At 66.4% G+C, this 16,995-nt stretch carries 13 protein-coding genes; 11 read left to right on the top strand and 2 right to left on the bottom strand.

Translation table 11 applies throughout. The features are described 5' to 3' along the window. The first annotated feature begins 2 nt into the window (after positions 1–2). The 6 genes from carB (at position 3) to F4Y72_02795 (ending at position 7,975) form a co-directional block, all read left to right on the top strand. Positions 3–3,224 (top strand): carbamoyl-phosphate synthase large subunit, encoded by a 3,222-nt coding sequence (gene carB, locus F4Y72_02820; GenBank protein ID MXZ27219.1) that lies wholly within the window; start codon positions 3–5, stop codon positions 3,222–3,224. Beyond that, entirely contained in the window at positions 3,221–3,697 is a 477-nt protein-coding gene (gene greA / locus F4Y72_02815) for a transcription elongation factor GreA (protein ID MXZ27218.1), read from the top strand. Before carB ends, greA begins: the two co-directional genes overlap by 4 nt. A gap of 35 nt (positions 3,698–3,732) precedes the next feature. Further along, the gene (locus F4Y72_02810) at positions 3,733–4,314 is read left to right on the top strand and encodes an RlmE family RNA methyltransferase (protein MXZ27217.1); all 582 of its coding nucleotides are present in this window, start codon (positions 3,733–3,735) and stop codon (positions 4,312–4,314) included. Then, positions 4,311–5,180 carry an MBL fold metallo-hydrolase gene (locus tag F4Y72_02805; GenBank protein MXZ27216.1) on the top strand — a complete coding sequence of 290 codons (870 nt, stop codon included), beginning with the start codon at positions 4,311–4,313 and terminating at the stop codon, positions 5,178–5,180. Before F4Y72_02810 ends, F4Y72_02805 begins: the two co-directional genes overlap by 4 nt. Before the next feature lie 105 nt (positions 5,181–5,285). Further along, complete coding sequence (locus F4Y72_02800) at positions 5,286–5,945, top strand: peroxiredoxin (GenBank protein ID MXZ27215.1); 660 nt, start codon at positions 5,286–5,288, stop codon at positions 5,943–5,945. A 104-nt stretch (positions 5,946–6,049) separates the two neighbouring features. Continuing rightward, positions 6,050–7,975, top strand: coding sequence for an ATP-dependent metallopeptidase FtsH/Yme1/Tma family protein (locus F4Y72_02795; GenBank protein MXZ27214.1), 1,926 nt, complete (start codon positions 6,050–6,052; stop codon positions 7,973–7,975). 48 nt (positions 7,976–8,023) lie between these two features. Here the strand turns inward: F4Y72_02795 and F4Y72_02790 are convergent, their stop codons facing one another. Both F4Y72_02790 and F4Y72_02785 read right to left on the bottom strand, forming a co-directional pair. Next, positions 8,024–9,427, bottom strand: coding sequence for an aminotransferase class V-fold PLP-dependent enzyme (locus tag F4Y72_02790; GenBank protein MXZ27213.1), 1,404 nt, complete (start codon positions 9,425–9,427; stop codon positions 8,024–8,026). Next, entirely contained in the window at positions 9,420–9,653 is a 234-nt protein-coding gene (locus F4Y72_02785; GenBank protein MXZ27212.1) for a hypothetical protein, read from the bottom strand. The genes F4Y72_02790 and F4Y72_02785 overlap by 8 nt, the downstream gene beginning before the upstream one ends. A gap of 59 nt (positions 9,654–9,712) precedes the next feature. On the opposite strand from F4Y72_02785, the gene F4Y72_02780 reads away from it, so the two are divergent. The 5 genes from F4Y72_02780 to dnaE all read left to right on the top strand — a co-directional run bounded on the left by F4Y72_02780 (position 9,713) and on the right by dnaE (position 16,981). Then, complete coding sequence (locus F4Y72_02780) at positions 9,713–10,363, top strand: O-methyltransferase (GenBank protein ID MXZ27211.1); 651 nt, start codon at positions 9,713–9,715, stop codon at positions 10,361–10,363. Continuing rightward, on the top strand, positions 10,360–11,655 hold the full coding sequence (locus tag F4Y72_02775; protein ID MXZ27210.1) for an MBL fold metallo-hydrolase: 1,296 nt from the start codon (positions 10,360–10,362) through the stop codon (positions 11,653–11,655). The genes F4Y72_02780 and F4Y72_02775 overlap by 4 nt, the downstream gene beginning before the upstream one ends. 184 nt (positions 11,656–11,839) lie before the next feature. Further along, the gene (locus tag F4Y72_02770; protein MXZ27209.1) at positions 11,840–12,526 is read left to right on the top strand and encodes a hypothetical protein; all 687 of its coding nucleotides are present in this window, start codon (positions 11,840–11,842) and stop codon (positions 12,524–12,526) included. Continuing rightward, a complete protein-coding gene (locus tag F4Y72_02765; GenBank protein MXZ27208.1) occupies positions 12,462–13,838 on the top strand; it encodes a DNA polymerase Y family protein in 1,377 nt (458 codons plus the stop codon). Before F4Y72_02770 ends, F4Y72_02765 begins: the two co-directional genes overlap by 65 nt. An 11-nt stretch (positions 13,839–13,849) precedes the next feature. Then, complete coding sequence (gene dnaE, locus F4Y72_02760) at positions 13,850–16,981, top strand: DNA polymerase III subunit alpha (GenBank protein MXZ27207.1); 3,132 nt, start codon at positions 13,850–13,852, stop codon at positions 16,979–16,981. Positions 16,982–16,995 lie beyond the last annotated feature (14 nt).

Below are 16,995 nucleotides of genomic sequence, written 5' to 3'. Positions count from 1 at the left end.
CGATGCCTCGTAGGGACGATCTCGAAAGCGTGCTGATCATCGGCGCGGGCCCGATCGTGATCGGTCAGGCCTGCGAATTCGACTATTCCGGCGTTCAGGCCTGCAAGGCGCTGCGCGAGGAGGGTTATCGCGTGGTGTTGGCCAACTCGAATCCGGCCACCATCATGACCGACCCGGAAACCGCCGACGCAGTCTATATCGAGCCGGTAAACGCACGCTCCCTGGCCGCGGTGATCGAGCGCGAGCGTCCGGATGCCCTGCTTCCCACGATGGGCGGGCAGACCGGCCTGAATACGTCGCTGGAACTGGACCGGGAGGGTGTTCTCGAACAGTTCGGCGTGGAACTGATCGGCGCCCGCGGCGACGTCATCGACAAGGCCGAGGACCGCGAGCGCTTTCGCGACGCCATGCTGTCCATAGGGCTGGAAACGCCCCGCTCCTGGATGGTCCGCAGCGTTCCCGAGGCGCTGGAGGTGATCGGCGAGATCGGTTATCCGGCCATCATCCGTCCCTCCTTTACGCTGGGCGGTGTGGGCGGCGGCATTGCCCGGGACGCGGCCGAGTTCGAAGCGGCGATGGCGCGGGCGCTGGACGCGTCCCCCAGCCACTCGGCGCTGGTCGAGGAGTCGGTGCTGGGCTGGAAGGAGTTCGAGATGGAGGTGGTTCGCGACGGTCGTGACAACTGCATCATCGTCTGCTCGATCGAGAACGTCGATCCGATGGGTATTCACACGGGCGACTCGATTACCGTGGCGCCGGCGCTGACCCTGACCGACAAGGAATACCAGCGCATGCGCGACGCTTCGATCGCGGTGCTGAGGGAGATCGGCGTGGACACGGGCGGCTCCAACGTGCAGTTCGCGATTCATCCCGATGACGGCCGCATGGTGGTGATCGAGATGAATCCCCGGGTCTCTCGCTCGTCGGCGCTGGCTTCCAAGGCCACCGGGTTCCCGATCGCCAAGGTGGCGGCCAAACTGGCCATCGGCTATACGCTGGACGAGCTCAGGAACGAGATTACCGCCGGGCTGACGCCGGCCTCCTTCGAGCCGGCGATCGACTACATCGTGACCAAGGCGCCGCGCTTCGCGTTCGAGAAGTTTCCGCGCGCCGATGCCCGGCTGACCACCCAGATGAAATCGGTCGGCGAGGCGATGTCGCTGGGCAGGACGTTTCAGGAGTCGCTGCAGAAGGCCTTGCGCAGCCTGGAGATCGGCATCGACGGGCTGTGTGAGCGGGTGGACTCTTCGGATCCCGATGCGCAGGCGCTGGTCGGCGAGGAACTGCGCACCGCCGGCGCGGAACGCCTGCTGTACGTGGCCGACGCCCTGCGCCTGGGGATGTCCGAGCGGGAAGTCTTCGAACTGTGCCGTATCGATCCGTGGTTCATCGGCCAGATCGCCGACCTGGTTCGCGAGGAAGAGGCGGTGAAGACCGCCGGACTGGAGGTCCTGAGCGAAGACCGGCTCCTGCAACTGAAGCGCAAGGGCTTTGCCGACAGCCGTCTGGCGCATCTGCTTGGCGTGAGCGAGCAGCAGCTGACGGAGCGGCGGCGGGCGGCGGGGATAGGGCCGGTATTCAAGCGCGTCGATAGCTGCGCGGCGGAGTTTCCCACCTCCACGGCCTACATGTATTCCAGCTACGAGGAGGAATGCGAGGCGGAACCTTCCGACCGCGCCAAGATCATGATCCTGGGCGGCGGGCCCAACCGGATCGGGCAGGGCATCGAGTTCGACTACTGTTGCGTGCACGCGGCGCTGGCGCTGCGCGAAGCCGGTTACGAAACGATCATGGTGAACTGCAACCCCGAGACCGTTTCCACCGACTACGACACCTCCGACAAGCTGTATTTCGAGCCCCTGACGGTCGAGGACGTCATGGAGATCGTTCGGCGAGAGGAGCCCCGGGGCGTCATCGTCCAGTACGGCGGCCAGACGCCGCTTCGGATCACGCGGGATCTGGACCGCGCCGGCGCCCCGATTATCGGAACGCCCCCGGACGCCATCGACCGGGCCGAGGACCGCGAGCGTTTCAAGGACCTGCTCCGGGAACTGGGCCTGAGGCAGCCGGAGAACCGCACCGCCCGCTCGGTCGATGAGGCAGTGAGACTGGCGCGGGAACTCAAGTACCCCTTGATGCTCAGGCCTTCCTACGTTCTGGGCGGGCGCGCGATGGACGTGATGCACGGCGAGGAGGAATTGCGGCGTTACATGGCCGAGGCCGTGTCCGTGTCGAACGAGAGCCCGGTGCTTCTGGACGAGTTTCTGCCGCGGGCGGTGGAATTCGACGTTGACGCGATCTACGACGGCGAACGGGTCCTGATCGGCGGAATCATGGAGCACATCGAACAGGCCGGGGTCCACTCCGGGGACTCCGCCTGCTGCCTGCCGCCCGCAACCGCCGGAGAGGAAGTACAGGAGGAACTGGCGCGCCAGACCGGGCTGCTGGCCGAGGCCCTGGGCGTGCGCGGGCTGATGAACGTGCAGTTCGCGATCCAGGACGGCGACATCTACGTGCTGGAGGTGAATCCCCGGGCCTCGCGCAGCGTTCCCTACGTCTCCAAGGCCGTAGGCATCCAGCTTGCCAAGGTCGCGGCGCTGGTCATGGTGGGACGCACCCTCGACCAACAGGGAGTCGACGATCCGCAACGGCCAGCCTATTTCTCGGTCAAGCAATCGGTATTTCCCTTCTCCCGTTTCCCGGGCGCGGATCCGATACTGGGTCCGGAAATGAAGTCAACGGGCGAGGTCATGGGCGTGGGAACCAGCTTTGCGGAGGCGTACGCCCGCGCCCAGGAAGGCGCCGGCGTGGACCTCAAACGGGGCGGCGCGGCCCTGTTGTCGTTGCGCGATCCGGACAAGGAGGAGTCGGTGGACCTGGCGCGGATGCTGCAGTTGAAGGGATTCGACCTGGTGGCCACGCACGGGACAGCCAGCTTCCTGGCCCGCCACGGGGTTTCGTGCAGGCGCATCAACAAGGTGCGCGAGGGCCGTCCGCATATCGTGGACCTGATCTGCAACGGCGAGGTGGACCTGATCGTCAATACGACCGAGGGCCGTGCTTCGATCCTGGAATCCCATGAAATACGGGAGCAGGCGGTCCGCAACAACGTCACCTATTTCACGACCCTGGCGGCTGCCGACGCGGCCTGCCGGGCCATCGACTACTACGGCGCAGGCGCGGTGTCGCGACTGCAGGATCTGCACGAGGCAATGGCGACATGACCCAGGTACCGATGACCCGCGTCGGCGAACAGGCGCTGCGCGAGGAATTGAAGCGACTGAGGAACGAGGATCGTCCGCGCCTGGCGCGCGCCATAGGGGAGGCCCGCGAGCACGGCGACCTGCGCGAGAACGCCGAGTACCACGCGGCCAAGGAGCAGCAGGGACTGGTCGAGGCCCGCATCCGCGATATAGAAGGCCGCCTGGCCCACGCCCGGGTCATCGACCTCGATCGCATTCCGCATGACGGGCGTATCGTGTTCGGGGTAACCGTGGAACTTCTCAGTCTCGACGGCGGAAAGCAGGTCCGCTACCAGATCGTGGGCGAGGACGAAGCGCGGGTGCGGGACGACGCCATATCCTTCGTATCTCCCATGGCCCGTTCATTGATCGGCCGCTACGAGGGCGACGAGATCACGCTCAATACGCCGGGCGGGGTGCGCCGATACGAGATCCTGTCCGTCAGTTACGGATAGCATCGTGTGAATGGCGAACCGGTGCGCTGAATGTCATGAAGTCGAACGGCTGGACGGATCATTGGGCAAGACGCGCAAAGTCGGAGGGCTGGCGCTCGCGCGCCGTTTACAAGCTTGAGGAACTGGACCGGAGAAGCCGTCTGTTCCGCCCGGGGGACCGGGTCGTGGACCTGGGGGCGGCGCCGGGAAGCTGGAGCCAGTATGCCGAGCGCAGAATCGGCTCGAAGGGACAGGTCGTGGCCGTTGATATCGAACCGATGGAATCGCTGGGGAATATCGTGGTGCTGCAGGGCGACATTACCGCGGATCAAACGCTGAGTCGGCTGGACGAGGTCCTGCAAGGCCCCGCGGATGCGGTCATCTCGGACCTGGCGCCCAAGCTCAGCGGGAACCGCGACCGGGACCAGGCCCAGTCCCTGGAGTTGGCGGAAATCGCTCTGGCGACGGCCCTGGCTTTGCTGCGTCCCGGCGGAGTGTTCGTAACCAAGCTCTTCCAGGGCTCCGGCTTTGAGGAATTCCTGGCCGAAGCGCGCGCCGGCCTGAAAAACGTGCAGCTGCGGACTCCGGCCGCGTCGAGGAAGGCCAGCCGCGAAACCTACCTGGTGGGCCGGGCATGACACCGCAGGTCGAAGGATTCTGGGACCCGGCAACCCACTCCGTTACCTATGTGGTCAGCGATCGCTCCACTGGCCGCGCCGCGCTCATCGACCCCGTGCTTGGCTACCGTCCGGCTTCGGGCAGGACCGATTGCGGGCCCGCCGATCGGGCCATGGCGGCCGTGCAGGGGAGCGGGCTTACGCTCGACTGGATCATTGAAACGCATGTGCATGCGGACCATCTGAGCGCGGCGCAGTACGTAAAGGACCGGCTGGGAGGGCGCCTGGCGATTTCCAGCGGCGTCGTTCAGGTGCAGCGGCACTTTGCCGGCGTCTTCAATCCTGGCGATGGTTTCGCTGCCGACGGGTCCGACTTCGACCACCTTTTCTCCGACGGAGAGCGTTTCGCGCTTGGTGGGATCGAAGCTTCGGTCCTGCATACGCCGGGACACACGTCGGCTTGCGCCTGTTACGTTATCGGCGACGCCGTCTTCGTGGGCGACACGCTGCTGATGCCGGATGCGGGCTGCGGGCGGTGCGATTTCCCGGGCGGCTCGGCGGCCGTGCTGTTCGACTCCCTCAAGCGCGTTCTAGCGCTCGATCCCGCCACGAGGGTGTTCGTGGGTCACGACAGCGGCGCATCGGGCAAGCGCGCGGTCGCCTGGGAGACGACGGTGGCCGAGCAGCGCAGCGGCAATATCTATTGCGGCGACGGCGTCTCGCGCAGCGAGTTCATTGCCCGGCGCGAAGCGCGCGACGCGGAGCTGTCGACCCCCCGACTGATGCTTCCGGCCATGCAGGTCAATATTCGAGCCGGACGCCTGCCGGCGCCGGAATCCAACGGCAGCCGCTACTTGAAGATTCCGTTGAATGTCCTCAAATCATAGGGTGTCGGCGTTCTGCGCCGGCGAAGACAAGTGCCCGCTTTGGTACAATTTCAGAACTGATCCGCATCGGAACGCGGCGGTCCGAACGAATTATGGAGAGGCCCCATGAGCTTGAGGATTAACGACGTAGCGCCCGACTTCACGGTCGAGACCACGGAAGGAGAGATCCGGTTCCACGACTGGATCGGCGACGGCTGGGCGATTCTGTTTTCTCATCCGAAGGATTTCACGCCGGTCTGCACAACGGAGTTGGGCTACATGGCGGGGCTGATGCCCGAGTTCGAAAAGCGCAATGCCCAGGTGATCGGGCTCAGTGTCGACCCGGTGAGCGATCACCGTGAATGGGTCAAGGACATCGAAGAGACCCAGGGGCACGCGGTTACCTACCCGCTGATCGGCGACTCCAACCTCACGGTCGCCAAGCTGTACGACATGCTGCCGGCTTCCGCCGGCGACCAGGCCGCGGGCCGGACCGCGGTCGACAATCTCACCGTTCGTTCCGTATTCATCATCGGACCGGACAAGCGGATCAAGGCCATGCTGACCTATCCCATGAGCACCGGGCGCAACTTCGACGAAGTGCTCCGGCTGCTCGATTCCTGCCAGCTCACCGCTTCGCACCAGGTGGCGACACCCGTGAACTGGAAGTGGGGCGAGGACGTCATCATCGTGCCCGCGGTTTCGAACGAGCAGGCCAGGGAGAAGTTCCCGGACGGGTGGGAAGCGCCCAAGCCCTATCTGAGGATCGTGCCGCAGCCCGAATGACACTTGATGCGTATTCCTGCGATAACCGGACGGTGGCCCGCCCCGGTGCGTTTCCCGCGCCGTGGTCCTTCATGTATGGTTGTACGGCCTGACGGCGCCGGATAATGAACAGGTTCACCAAGAATATCTTCCTGTGGCTGGTCATAGCGCTGGCCCTGATGATGTTGCTGCAGCCCCTGAACAACCGGGGCACTCAGGCCGAGGAGATCAATTTCTCGCAGTTCCTCGAACTGGTGGGCAACGGCGGGATCAAGGAAGTCGAGATTCTGGAAGACCGCACGATTCGCGGCGAACAGGTCAGCGGACAGGAATTCGTGACCTACAGCCCGCCCTCCACGGACAATTCCGAACTGGTGCGCGAACTCACCGCAAGCGGCGCGGAGGTGCATTCGCCCAAACCGAAGTCGGAGAGCGCCTGGGTGTCCTTCCTGCTCAACCTGCTGCCGTTCCTGCTGCTGATCGGCATCTGGCTGTATTTCATGCGCCAGATGCAGGGCGGCGTGGGTGGCCGTGGCGGTGCCATGTCCTTCGGCCGCAGCCGCGCCCGACTGCTCAACCCGGACCAGACCCCCGTGACTTTCGAGGACGTCGCGGGCATCGAGGAGGCCAAGGAGGAGGTTGCCGAGGTGGTCGAGTTCCTGAAGGACCCCTCGAAGTTCCAGCGGCTCGGCGGCAAGATTCCCAAGGGCGTGCTCATGGTGGGCCCGCCCGGTACCGGCAAGACCCTGCTGGCGCGCGCGATCGCCGGCGAGGCCGAAGCTCCCTTCTTTACCATTTCCGGCTCGGATTTCGTCGAGATGTTCGTGGGCGTGGGCGCATCGAGAGTGCGCGACATGTTCGAGCAGGCCAAGAAGCAGGCGCCGTGCATCATCTTCATCGACGAGATCGACGCGGTGGGGCGCCATAGGGGCGCCGGCCTGGGCGGCGGGCACGACGAGCGCGAGCAGACGCTGAACCAGCTCCTGGTGGAGATGGACGGGTTCGCCGGCAGCGAGGGCATCATCGTCATTGCCGCCACCAACCGGCCCGACGTGCTGGATCCGGCGCTGCTGCGACCCGGCCGCTTCGACCGCCAGGTGGTGGTGCCCCTGCCGGACATTCGCGGCCGCGAGCTGATTCTCAAGGTCCACATGCGCAAGGTCCCGATCCACGACAGCGTTTCCGCCAGCACGCTGGCGCGGGGAACGCCCGGTTTCTCCGGCGCCGACCTCGCCAACCTGGTCAACGAGGCGGCCCTGCTGGCCGGACGGGTGGGGAACAAGTCCGTGACCATGGAGGAGTTCGAGAAGGCCAAGGACAAGATCCTGATGGGCACCGAACGCAAGTCCATGGTGATGAGCCCCGAGGAGCGCAAGCTCACCGCGTATCACGAATCCGGGCATGCCATCGTGGGCCTGAACGTGCCCGAGCACGATCCGGTGCACAAGGTCACAATCATTCCGCGCGGCCGCGCGCTGGGCGTGACGATGTTTCTGCCCGAAGTCGACCGCCACAGCCATTCGAAGCAGCGCCTGACCAGCCAGATCACCAGTCTGTTCGGCGGACGCGTGGCCGAGGAGCTGATCTTCGGCAAGGACGCGGTGACCACCGGGGCTTCCAACGATATCGAACGCGCCACGGCAATCGCGCGCAACATGGTCACCAAGTGGGGCCTGTCCAGCCGGTTGGGCCCGCTGACCTACAGCGAGGAGGACGGCGAGGTGTTCCTTGGCCGCACGGTCACCCAGCACAAGCAGGTGTCCGATGCCACGGTGCACGCGATCGACAAGGAAGTGCGCGAGATCATCGACACCGCCTACGAGCGTGCGAGGACCATTCTTGTCGACAACATCGAGTTTCTGCACGCCATGGCCGACGCGCTGCTCAAATACGAGACGATCGAGCAGCTCCAGATCGGCGAGATCATGGACGGGGAGGAACCTACCCCGCCGCCGGGTTGGGGCAAGACGGGCAAGAAGAAGAAAAAGGCCGCCAGCAGAAAACGCAAGCGCCCGGCTGCCGATATCGGCAAACCCGCCGAACAGCACTAGCCATCTTTTTAAGATAGCTAGAATCTTTTCAGATAATTAACTATCTTATCAGATAGTTAATACGATTTCCTGAATTGTTTTCCAGGCCGAGCGCACATGCTCGGCTTCGGTGCGGGTCTGGCCGACGGAAAAGCGGATGACCATGCGGCCGTTCACCGAACCGCGCGTCAGGTACAGGCGGCCGTCCTCGTTGATCGCCTGCAGCAAGCGCTCGTTGAGTTCGTCCAGCGCCGCGCCGCTTACGCCGCCGGGGGCATAGCGCCAGGTGATGAGGGCGAGGTTGGGGCCAGTAACCAGTTCGAAGTTTTCGGCGGCCTCGATCTCCCTGGCGAGTTCGCCGGTCCACTCGATGTGCGAGCGGATCTTTTCGCGCAGGCCCTCGGCGCCGAAGGAGCGAATCACGAACCACAGCTTCAATGCGCGGAACCTGCGGCCCAGCGAGATGCCGAAATCGCGGTACTCGGTGATCTGCTCGTCGCTGGTGTTCTGCAGGTAGACGGGGTTGATCGACAGCGAACGCTGCAGTGATTCAGGGTCCCTTAGAAAGTGCGCCGAGCAGTCGAAGTTGGTGAACATCCACTTGTGCGGATTGAACACGAAGGAATCGGCATGCTCGATGCCGTTCAGCAGGCGCCGGTATTCCGGCAGTATCAGGGCGCTGCCGGCCCAGGCGGCGTCCACGTGCAGATAGACGTTCTCGCGCCGGCATATCTCGCCGATCTCCGCCATCGGGTCCATCGCGCCGGTGCCGGTCGTGCCCAGGGTGATTACGACGCAGGCCGGAGTCAGCCCCGACGCCCGGTCGGCCTCGATCGCCTGCGCGAGCGCATCCGGCTTCATTGCCTGATGCTCGTCCGTGTCGATGCTGCGGATGAAGTCCAGCGGAAATCCGGCGATGCGGGCGCCCTTGTGGACCGAGGAATTGGCTTCGTCGGAGGTATAGAACGCGAGCCCGTCGACCACCGTGTTCTCTCTCGAGCGCTCGCGCGCCGCGAGCATTGCGCACAGCGTGGCTCCCGAGGCGGAATCCTGGATCACCCCCCGCCAGCCGCGCGGCAGGCCGAGCAACTCCTGCAGCCATTCCATCATGCGGGCTTCCAGTTCGTTGGCGGCGGGTGAGGTTTCCCACAGCATGCACTGGGCCGCCATGCCCGCGGTCAGCATCTCCGCCAGCACCGATGGAGGGCTGGAATTGGCGGGGAAAAACGCGAAGAAGGACGGATGCTGCCAGTGCGTCATGCCCGGCGGTATCAACTGCCGGAAGTCCGTCAGGATGCGTTCCATCGGCTCGGGCCGTTCGGGCGCGCTGGACGGCAGGGCGGCAAGCAGGTCGCCGGGTTGCGCCTGCGAGCGCACCGGGAATCCTTCCACCTCCTCGAAATAGTCGGCAATCCAGTCCACCACCTCGTGGGCGTGCCGGCGGAACGCGCCGGTGTCGAGGCTTTCAGTCATCGTCGAACCAGTCGTCGAGCTCCGAGCCTTTCAGCTCCATGATCGCGTGTTCATTGAACGCGCGATACGCGACCCAATGGCTGATCCTGTCCTGAATCGCGAGGTCCTGTTCGTCATCCGCCCCTGTCAGGGCCGCGCGGTAGTTCCGAAGCTTGTTGTCGGAATAGTCGTTGCAGCGCTTCAGAAAATCCTCAACGATGCGCTTTTTCTCTGCGGCTGTGGCCATTCGATCCTCCTTTTTGGGCTGGCCGATATACTACGCCGTGCCCGCAAGATTGCCAGCCCATGACTGCCTATCCCGACCTCGACTCCTACCGCCGCAGCCTGTTCGACCACGAGGACGAACTGCTTGCCGGGATCATGCCAGCGGCGGTCGCGCGCGGCATGCCCGACATCTCGGTAAACGCCGAAACGGGGCAGGCGCTGAATCTCCTCGCGCGGCTGATCGGCGCGCGCAGGATCCTGGAGTTCGGCACCCTGGCCGGCTATTCGGGTATCTGGCTGGCGCGCGCGCTGCCCCCGGGCGGCCTGCTGGTGACCAACGAGTTCGAACCGCTGCACGCCGAAGTCGCCGGGGAGAACTTTCGCCGCGCCGGAGTGGAGGACCGGGTCCGCATCGTACTGGGCAGCGCGCTGGACGTGCAGCCCGAACTGGCCGAGCACGGGCCCTACGACCTGGTGTTCATCGACACGGGCAAGGAGATTTACTCCGACGCGCTCGATTTCGCCCTTGAGCACACCCGGCCCGGCGGCCTGATCCTGGGGGACAACACCAATTGTTTCGGCGAGGGCCACAAGGAACTGGCGCCCGACCATCCGGCCTACGGGATCCAGGTCTTCAATCGGCGCATCGCAACCGAAAAAAGGCTGCAATCGATGATCATTCCGGTCGGTTCCTGGCTTTCCGTATCGCGCGTGCTCGAAAACCCCGAATGATCGACGTCCGTTGGCGGGCGCGCGCTGCCGCCGTCCTTGCAGCGCTGGCGTTTCTTCCCGCTCCGCGCACCTGGGCCGGGGAGGTTATCGAGGTCGCCGATGGCGTCTACCTGGCAACCGGCTTCGGCCCGTCGAACTCCACCCTGATCGCCGGCGAGGACGCGGCCATCCTGGTCGACGCGCACCACTCCGGAGCCGCGGCCGAAAGGGCCGCCTCCGCCTACCGGCAACGCGTGGAACTGCCTTTCGCCGCCGTGATCTATACCCACGGCGACCGGTCTCACGTGGCCGGCGCGGCGGCGTTCACCGGAAGTTACTTCGCACCCAATGTGTACGCGCGCTCCAACTTCAGGCTCAGGCGCAGCGTGACCGGCGTGGAGGCGCGAAAGCGGCGCCAGCGGCAGAAGGGCCTTCTTCTCGGACAGGAGCAGCGCGCCGTTGCGGTGATCGACCCGCTGCCGGCGGAAGAGGATACGGGGGATCGCTACCTGCCTCCCGACAGCCTGTTTTACGGCGACCGCTACCGGCTGCGGATTTCCGGTGTGATGGTGGAGCTGGTCGCGGCTCCCGGCGAGACCCAGGATCAGCTCTACGTCTGGCTGCCCGAACGCAAGGTGCTGATTGCCGGAGGCAACTTCTACCAGGCCTTTCCCGGCGACCTGGACGGGATCGGCGACCGGGCGGCGGATTTCGAGCAGTGGGCGCGCAGCCTGGACCGGATGCGGGCGGAGAAGGCCGAAGTGCTGATTGCCGGCCACCTTCAGCCCCTGTTCGGCGCGGCCGCGATCGACCGGGCGCTGGCCGACTATGCCGCGGCGCTTCGTTTCGTCCTGGACGAGACCCTGAGGGGAATCGATGCGGGCCTGGACCCCGGGGAACTGGCCGCTGCAATCCGTCTGCCCCCGAATCTGGCCTCCAGTCCGGTCCTGGCGCAGTCGCACGGCACCCTGGCCTGGGCCGTACGCTCCGTCTACGCGCGCCATATGGGCTGGTTCGACGGCAAACCCGGGAGCCTGGCGCCGCTCGCCCCGCGCACGCTGGCCTGGCGATTGCACGAGCTGGCTACCGGCGGTGTCTCGCTGGACGAGGCGCTGGACAACGCGCTGCTGCTTAGGGACTACCGCTGGGCGGCCTACCTCGCGGACCAGTTGATGCTGATCGAGCCTCTGGAGATGCGCCACGCCGAGCGCAAGGCCGGGGCGCTTGAGGGCATGGCCCGGGGGCTGGAGAACCCGCAGGCGCGCAACTACCTGCTGTCCGCCGCCAGGGAACTCCGCCTCAACGGCCCTTAGCAGCTAAAGCCTTTTCCCTCCCCGTCCTATCGGGGAGCGTTGAAGCAGGGACAGCGAGAATCGAGCCAGGATGGCGTCTCCCCGATAGGACGGGGAGGGAAAAGGCGAGGGCAGCACATAACGGCTACGGTGGCAGAGCTTCCCGGGGCGCTAAACTTGGCGGCCCGGTTGAACGAATACGAAGATGGTAGAGCAGAGCCTGCGCGATAAGAAGAGGGGATGGCCGCTGGCGGCGCTGGAACGGCCCGGCGTTCACGAGTTTTTGGGAGAGCGGGGCGCGAACCGGGCGGCGGCGCTGTCGCTGCTCCTGTGCGGCGCCGCGTCCCTGCCGGGCGCCGCCGAAGGGCGCCTGGTATGGGTGCAGACGAGCGCCGCCACGCGCCGCTGGGGCATGCCTTGCGGCGAGGGCCTGAACGCCATCGGGCTGAATCCCCGCAACGTGCTTTTCGTCGAGCCGGAGAACGAGCGCGAATTGCTCTGGGCGCTGGAGCAGGCGCTGGATTGCCCAGGCCTGCTGGCGGTAGTGGGCTGCCTGCCCGGAGCGGAGCGGCATTACGGATTTACCGCGTCGCGGCGCCTGTCGCTACGGGCGCTGCGCAACGGATCGAGGATCTTTCTGGCGCGCGGCGCCCGGATTCGCGAAGCTACCTCGGCGCAGACCCGCTGGCGGGTGGAACCGGCGCCCAGCGCGCCTTCCGGCCTCGCCTGGCGCGGATTTGAACTGCCCGGCGCGCGAAACTGGCGCGTGGGCCTGGAGCGGGCCCCCGGCTGGACGCCCGGCGCCTGGAACATTGAATGGAGCGAGCATGAGAATCGCCTGCGTCTGGCTGCATCGCCTGCACGAGCGAACCCCGTCCGGGCCGCCGGCTGAGTCCGCGCAGCGATTGCTCGCGGAACGCCTGGCGCGCCTGGCGCATGCCTGCTGGCGTTTCACCCCAAGGATCGCGCTGGCGCCCGGCGACAGCCTGTTCCTGGACGTTTCCGGCTCCATCGGCCTGTTCGGCGGAGAACGCCGGCTGCTTCGCAAGGTTCTGGCCGAGCTTGAGGACCGGGGTGAAACGGGACGTATCTGCCTGGCGGACACGCCCGGCGCCGCCTGGGCCGGAACCCGGGCCGCTTCGAAGCCCGTGACCATTCTTGCGCCGGGCAGCGGTCTTGAGCCCATGACCGCATGGCCGGTCGAAGCGCTGCGGCTGGACCCCGAGGATTGCGGCTTGTTGCGGGAACTGGGACTGGACACGATCGGCGCTCTCGGCGGCATTCCTTCCGAGTCCCTTCAGGCCAGGTTCGGCGCCGGAACGGCCTTGCGCCTGAAGCAGGCTGCGGGCCAGGCCCCCGAGCCCCTGGACTACCTGCCGCCGCCGAGGACATTCAAGGCGCGGATGGAATTTGAAAGTCCCGTGGTGCTGCGGCAGGCGATTGCCGCGGCGGTTGCCGAACTGGCCGTTCGGCTTTGCGATCAGCTGGCCGCGGCGGGCATGGGTTCGCGGCGTTTCGAACTGCGCCTGCACCGCTCGGACGGCAAATGCGCGGCGTACGGCCTGCGCACGGCCCGGCTCATTCAGCCGGCGCCGCAGCTGGCCGAACTTCTGGACGAAAAACTGCAGGCGGGCGCGCCGGGCAGGGAGCGCGGAGTGGGCTACGACGCGGTCAGCCTGGTTGCCCGCGACACCGAAGACGTGATGGCCGAACAGGCGGACTGGCTTTCCGGAGCCTCCGCGGGCAACCTCAAGGGCGATTTCGCGCGCCTGGTGGACCGGCTTTGCAGCCGCCTGGGCGCCGATGCCGTGCGCATCCCGACGCCGGAAGACAGTTATCTTCCCGAGCGGCGCTGGCGTTTTGTCTCCGCGCTGGACAGCCCGCCGCCGGAGCATCGATTCGAGGCGCCGCACGAAGCCCTGCGCGCCCCGCTGCTGTTGCTGGAGCAGGCCGAGCCCGTGGAGGCTGCCGCTGCGGCGGCCGGCGGCCCGCCGGCCTGGATACGCTGGCGCCGCAAGCGGCTGTCGCTGCGGCGTGCGCAAGGTCCCGGGCGCGTGCTGGCGGAGTGGTGGCGCAGCGAGGAACGCGGCGGCCGCGAATACTGGCTGGTGGAGGATGAGCAGGGGCGCTCCCTGTGCCTGTTCCTCAGACAGCCGCCCGCCGATGAGGCCTCCCGATGGTACGTCCAGGCGCTGGCCGCCTGACCCGCTGACCCATGAAGCCGTCCTACGTCGAACTGGCGGCGGCAAGCAACTACTCTTTTCTTCGCGGCGCCTCACACCCGGCGGAAATGGTCGCCCGGGCCGCCGAACTGGGCCTTGCGGCGATCGGGCTGGCGGATTGCAACAGCGTCGCGGGCGTGGTTCGGGCCCACGTTGCGGCCCGCGAAGCGGGTATCCGCTTCCTGCCCGGGGCGCGTCTTCAGCCCCGCGACGGCCCGGACGTTCTCTGCTATCCCGGCGACCGCGCGGCCTGGGGACGGCTGTGCCGGCTGCTTACCCTCGGCAAGCGCCGCGCGGCGAAGGGCGAATGCGATTTCAGCCTCACGGAACTGTGCGCGCATGCCGCCGGCCAGCTCTTGCTGGTGGTTCCGCCGCGCGATCCGAATGACATTCCCGGCCTGTCCCGCCTGACCAACGCGGGCGCCGGGCGGGTGGGCCTGGCCGCGCCGCTTTGCTTCGACGGCCGGGACGCAGGCCGGCTCAAGCGGCTTGAGGCCATCGCCGGGCAATGGTCGATTCCGCTGGTCGCCGTGGCGGACGCCTGGATGCACGTGCCGGACCGCAAACCGCTGGCCGACGTGCTGGCTTGCGTGCGCGAGGGCGTGACCATCGATACCGCGGGGTTCCGGCTCGAAGCCAATGCCGAACGCCATTTGCGAAGCGCGGAGGAAATGCTGAACCTCTACGAAGGCTGCGAACACGCCGTGGAACGCAGCCTGGAAATCGCGGAAGGCTTGCGCTTCAGCCTGGACGAACTGCGCTACGAGTACCCCGAAGAGCAGGTCCTCGAAGGTTATTCGCGCCAGGAATGGCTGGAGCGCCTGACCTGGGAGTCGGCGGCCGAGCGCTACCCGGAAGGGATTCCTCCGCGGGTCCGGGAGATGGTTTCGCGCGAACTGAAGCTGATCGCCGAACTGGATTACGCCCCGTATTTCCTGACCATCTACGACCTGGTCCGGCATGCCCGAAAAGAGGGCATTCTCTGCCAGGGCCGCGGCAGCGCGGCCAATTCCGCCGTGTGCTTCTGCCTGGGCATTACCGCGGTGGATCCCGAGAAGATCGATCTTCTGTTTGAGCGTTTCATTTCCAGCGACCGTGGCGAGCCGCCGGACATCGATGTGGACTTCGAGCACGAGCGGCGCGAAGAGGTCATTCAATACGTGTATCGGCGCTACGGCCGGGAGCGCGCGGGGATGACCGCCACGGTCATTCACTATCGGCCGCGCAGCGCGCTGCGCGAGACCGGCAAGGCGCTGGGATTGCCGCATGCGACGCTGGATGCCCTGGCCGGCCGGATCTGGGGCGCCGGCGGCTGGCCCGACGAGGCGCGCCTCAGGGCCCTGGGCCTGGATCCGGAACACCCGCGGCTGAAGGCGGCCCTGGCCTTGGCCGCGGAGCTGGTCGGGTTCCCGCGTCATCTGTCCCAGCACCCCGGCGGAATGATCATGACCAGCGGGCGGCTGGACGAGGCAGTCCCCATAGGCAACGCCGCGATGGCCGATCGAACCATGATCGAGTGGGACAAGAACGATCTCGACGACCTGGGCATGCTCAAGGTGGACGTGCTGGCCCTGGGCATGCTCACCTGTCTCAGGAAGTGCATCGACCTGCTCGCGCGGCACCATGACCGGCCTTTGACGCTGGCGTCCATACCGGCCGAAGATCCCGAGGTGTACGACATGCTCTGCCGCGCCGACGCCGTGGGCGTGTTTCAGGTGGAGAGCCGGGCGCAGATGAACTTTCTTCCGCGCATGCGGCCGCACTGCTTCTACGACCTGGTCATCGAGGTGGCCATCGTTCGCCCCGGCCCGATACAGGGCGACATGGTTCACCCGTATCTGCGCCGCAGGCACGGCAAGGAGCCGGTGGAATATCCGTCGGAGGAACTTCGCAGGGTCCTGGCCAACACGCTGGGCGTGCCGCTGTTCCAGGAACAGGCGATGCGGATCGCGGTGGTCGCCGCCGGTTTCAGTCCGGCGCAGGCGGACGCCCTGCGCCGCTCCATGGCCACGTTCCGCAACACCGGAACGGTAAAGGCGTTTCGCGAGAGATTAGTTGCCGGAATGACGGGCCGCGGCTATTCCCTGGAATTTGCCGAACGCTGCTTCAGCCAGATCGAGGGCTTCGGCGAGTACGGGTTTCCCGAAAGCCACGCGGCCTCGTTTGCGATCCTCGTGTACGCCTCGGCGTGGTTCAAGCGCCACTATCCGGAGGTGTTCGCCTGCGCATTGCTCAACAGCCAGCCGATGGGCTTTTACGCACCCGCCCAGATCGTGCGCGATGCTCGCGAACATGGCGTGAACGTCCTGCCGGTGGACGTCAATTCGAGCGACGTGGAGTGCACGCTGACAACGGACGGCGGCGGGCGGCCTGCCCTGAGGCTGGGTCTGCGGCAGGTGCGGGGCCTGGGCGCCGCGGCGGCGGAGCGCCTGGTGGCGGAGAGGGGAAGCGGCTACTCGGACATTCCTTCACTCAGGCGGCGGGCGGTCCTGGACAAGGGCGCGCTGCGCTGCCTGGCGCGCGCCGATGCCTTCTCTTCCATGGAATTGACTGGACGGCGCGCCTTGTGGGAGGTGGAAAGGCTGCCGGTCGGCAGGCCATTGCCGCTGTTTTCCGCCGCCGGCCTTGACGAGTTGCCGGACGAGGAGTCCGCGCGACTTCCGATCGAGCCGCCCGGCGAGCGGGTGCTGCGCGACTACGGTGCGCTGGGCCTGAGTCTCAAGGGCCACCCGCTGGCCTTTGCCCGGGGGCAACTGGGAGAACTGGGGTACGGGACCGCGGCGATGGTGGCCGAAGCGGGCCACGGCGACCTGTGCGCGGCGGCCGGCCTGGTCCTGGTCCGGCAGGCGCCCCAAAGCGCCGAAGGCGTCGTGTTTCTCACCCTGGAAGACGAAACCGGCGTCGTGAACGTGGTGGTCTGGCGCGATGTTTTCGAATGCAATCGTGATACGCTGATGTCGTCCATCCTGCTGGGCGTGCGCGGCGAAGTGCAGCGGGAAAACGACGTCATCCACCTGGTGTCACGGCGCATGGAGGACCTTTCCGACCTGCTGGGCGCCCTGGCTTCCTCGCAGGTCGCGGCGCCGCATACGGCCCGCCTCAGTCCGCGCCTGGGCCGTGCCTAAACCGGGATCAGGCT

The sequence above is a fragment of the Gammaproteobacteria bacterium genome (assembly GCA_009838035.1).
GTDB lineage: Bacteria > Pseudomonadota > Gammaproteobacteria > Steroidobacterales > Foliamicaceae > Foliamicus.
The sequence above is the reverse complement of the archived record's forward strand: the minus strand, read 5'-3'. Positions and strand labels throughout refer to the sequence as shown.